At 24.9% G+C, this 3,292-nt stretch carries 4 protein-coding genes; all 4 read right to left on the bottom strand.

Going from position 1 to position 3,292, the window contains the following annotated elements:
* Window positions 1-516, bottom strand: a 516-nt coding sequence (locus tag ACMOUI_RS03380) for a glycosyltransferase family 2 protein (RefSeq protein ID WP_418964338.1), incomplete at its 3' end; no start/stop codon positions are given.
* A gap of 19 nt (window positions 517-535) precedes the next feature.
* Window positions 536-1,852: a nucleotide sugar dehydrogenase gene (locus ACMOUI_RS03375; RefSeq protein WP_418964337.1), complete on the bottom strand. Its 1,317-nt coding sequence runs from the start codon at window positions 1,850-1,852 to the stop codon at window positions 536-538.
* A gap of 200 nt (window positions 1,853-2,052) precedes the next feature.
* The gene (locus ACMOUI_RS03370; protein ID WP_418964336.1) at window positions 2,053-2,814 is read right to left on the bottom strand and encodes a glycosyltransferase family 2 protein; all 762 of its coding nucleotides are present in this window, start codon (window positions 2,812-2,814) and stop codon (window positions 2,053-2,055) included.
* On the bottom strand, window positions 2,798-3,292 hold a 495-nt coding region (locus tag ACMOUI_RS03365; protein WP_418964335.1), incomplete at its 5' end, for a hypothetical protein. The genes ACMOUI_RS03365 and ACMOUI_RS03370, both read right to left, overlap by 17 nt.

Below are 3,292 nucleotides of genomic sequence, written 5' to 3'. Positions count from 1 at the left end.
CCTAATAAAATTAAGCCATACTGCTGACCTGTACTTTTTTTGATTTAAAAGCTTTTTTAGTGCTTCCTTACCCGAATATATAGTTTTTTCTTTTATATTCCTTGATCTATCATAGTTGTATTCACTTATATCTATATCATCCTTCGTAAATGATTGAGCATCAAAGAAAACAAAATCTAATTGTTTTTCTAATGCGCACTCATAACAAATTTCTAAAGTATCTAAAGCTATATAATCATCACTATCCATAAAATAGATATAATGACCTTTTGCTATCTTTAATCCTGAATTTCTAGCTCCACTCAACCCTTGATTTTCTTGATTTATTACTATAATCCTATGATCTTTAGTCTCATATTCTTTAACTATTTCTAAAGAATTATCCGTAGAACCATCATTTACGATTATTATTTCAATTTCTTTTAAAGTTTGATTTATAACACTATCCAAAGCTTCTCTCAAATATAGTTCTACATTATATACAGGTATTATAATACTAACTTTTAATGTACTCATTTAATTTCTCCTATGTATATTACATTCTCCAATAATTAACTTCTTTCTCGGCTTCTTTTTTATCAAAAATTCCCTTTAAATCAAATAATATTGGTTTATATCCATCTTTTTTATTATATAAACTCTTTAAATTTTTAATATCAATACTCATATATTCATTATGCTTAACAGCTACAATAATTCCGTCAATAAAAGGTAAATTATCTAATTCTACTAAATTTATACCATATTCTTCAAAAGCTTCTCTTTTATCAGCTACTGGATCATGGACTAAAACTTCTACCCCATATCCCTTCAATTCCTTAATAACATCATTTATTTTAGAATTTCTTAAATCTGGACAATTTTCTTTAAATGTTAATCCCATAACTAATACTTTTGATCCTTTTACTTTAATGTCAGATTTTATTAATTCTTTAATATATTTTTCAGCAACAAACTTACTCATACTATCATTAATTCTTCTTCCAGAAAGTATTAATTGAGATATATATCCAAGCTCTTCTGATTTGTAAGTTAAATAATATGGATCAACACCAATACAGTGTCCTCCAACTAACCCTGGAAAAAATTTCAAAAAATTCCATTTTGTTCCTGCTGCCTCTAAAACTTCATGAGTATCTATTCCCATTTTTTCAAATATTATCGATAATTCATTAACAAAAGCTATATTAACATCTCTTTGAGAATTCTCAATTACTTTTGCTGCCTCTGCTACTTTTATTGAAGATGCTCTATGAACTCCTGGTTTAACTATAATTTCATAAACTTCTGCTATTGTTTTTAAGGCTTCTTCATCTATTCCTGAGACAATTTTTACTATAGTCTCTACTGTATTTAATTTATCTCCTGGATTTACTCTTTCTGGAGAATACCCTACTTTAAAATCTACTCCACATTTTAAACCAGATTCTTTTTCTAATATAGGAATACATATATCTTCAGTTACACCAGGATAAACTGTTGATTCAAAAACAATATATGATCCTCTTTTCAAATTTCTACCTATAATTAAGCTTGCTCTTTCAACTAATTTTAAATTGGGTATATTATTTTTACCTACTGGAGTTGGAACTGCAACTATATGAAATTTTGCATTTTTTAATTCTGTTTCATCAGTTGTATATTTTATAGTTTTCACATTTTTCAATCTTTCTTTTCCAATTTCATTTGTAGGATCTTCCCCTGCCATATACTTCTCTATTTTATCTTTATTTAAATCAAATCCAATTATTTCTATACCTTTTTCTGCAAAAGCTACAGCTAATGGTAATCCAACGTATCCCATTCCTATAATTGATATTTTTTCCTCTTTATTTAAAATTGCTTTTTTCATATACTCATAATCACCCTTTTTATTAATTTAAAATTATTTTTTTCAATTTATTATAATACCTTTCATTTAAGCTTATTTTTAAAAATAATTGTAATAAATCTTTTAACTCAAGTCTTTGATATTTTTTAGCTTCTTTTAAACATTTAAAAACTTCTTTTTTTGATATTTTTACAGCATAATTGGCTAACATAATATTTATTTTATAATGCATTTTTTTTTTGATCTTCTTTACTAAATTTTGGTATATGAAGCTTTTTTATTTCATATAATTTTTTTTCGCCCTCATATTTCTTAAAGTAATTTGTTGTAATTCGTTCTTCATTATGTTCATAATATTTTGTTAGTTCATCTTTCATGTGATAAACCTCATAACCCTTTAATAATATTTTTAAAACTAAATACCATTCTTGTCCACAATATAATTTTTCAAAGCCTTCTACATCTAATAAAATATTCTTATCTATAAACAAACTAGGAGTATTTGCTTGTCCACCATACATAAAAGCTTTCAATAAATTTTTATTTCCATCTATATATACCTTTGAAGAAGATATTCTCTGATTATTTTTATCATAAAGTGCTATCTGACAGTAAATAAATCCTTTATTATTTCCAAATTTATTTTTATAAAAAAAGTATTGTTTTTCAATTTTATTCAATTCATATTCATCATCATCATCAAGAAAAGTTATATATTGACCTTTTGCCACTTTTATTCCTTCATTTCTTGATAAACTTCCACCTAAATTTGTTTTATTCTCTATTCTTACTATTCGCGAATCTTCTGAATATTTATTTAATATCTCTCTAGTTTTAATTCTTTCCTCTATATACTCAGAGTTATCATCAATTACAATTATTTCAATATTTTTATAAGTTTGATTTACTAAACTTTTTAATGCTCTTTCTATAAAAAAGCTTCTTTTATAAGTTGGCATTATAATACTAACTAACTCGTTCATTTCTCTTTCTCCTAATTTTTTTCATATATTTTATTTCATATTGACTCATTATAAGAGCTGTAGTTATCCAAAAATAATATAACCAAGTATTAGCCGTTATCTTCCAATGAATTAATTGTAATAAATATAAATATGCAAAACTCATTATTACTCTACTTTTTCTTTGCCTATATATCATGTATCCAAAACTTCCAAAAATTGACATTAATATTAGATAGCCTAAAATTCCACGATCATGAATAGTTGAATAATATAATGTATGGCCTTCTTCTGTTATCTCCATAAAAAAATTTTTATTTAGATATTTTAATTGACTTGAAAAATACGCTCCTGTCCCTTTGCCTACAAGTAATTCCTCTTTATCAAAATTTGAAATTTTATTTTTTAAATTTGTAAGTTGTTCATTTCTAGCTCTTGCAGAAAAATCTCCACCATTATTTTTAGAATATTTCATTATCTTAGTAAAATTATTTTCTAT

The organism is Cetobacterium sp. (genome assembly GCF_048470075.1).
Classification (GTDB): Bacteria; Fusobacteriota; Fusobacteriia; order Fusobacteriales; family Fusobacteriaceae; genus Cetobacterium_A.
The sequence above is the reverse complement of the archived record's forward strand: the minus strand, read 5'-3'. Positions and strand labels throughout refer to the sequence as shown.

Bases quoted from the DNA above. Each gene is read 5' to 3' on its own strand.
- ACMOUI_RS03375 (WP_418964337.1), bottom strand. From the start codon at position 1,852: ATGAAAAAAGCAATTTTAAATAAAGAGGAAAAAATATCAATTATAGGA.
- ACMOUI_RS03370 (WP_418964336.1), bottom strand. From the start codon at position 2,814: ATGAACGAGTTAGTTAGTATTATAATGCCAACTTATAAAAGAAGCTTT.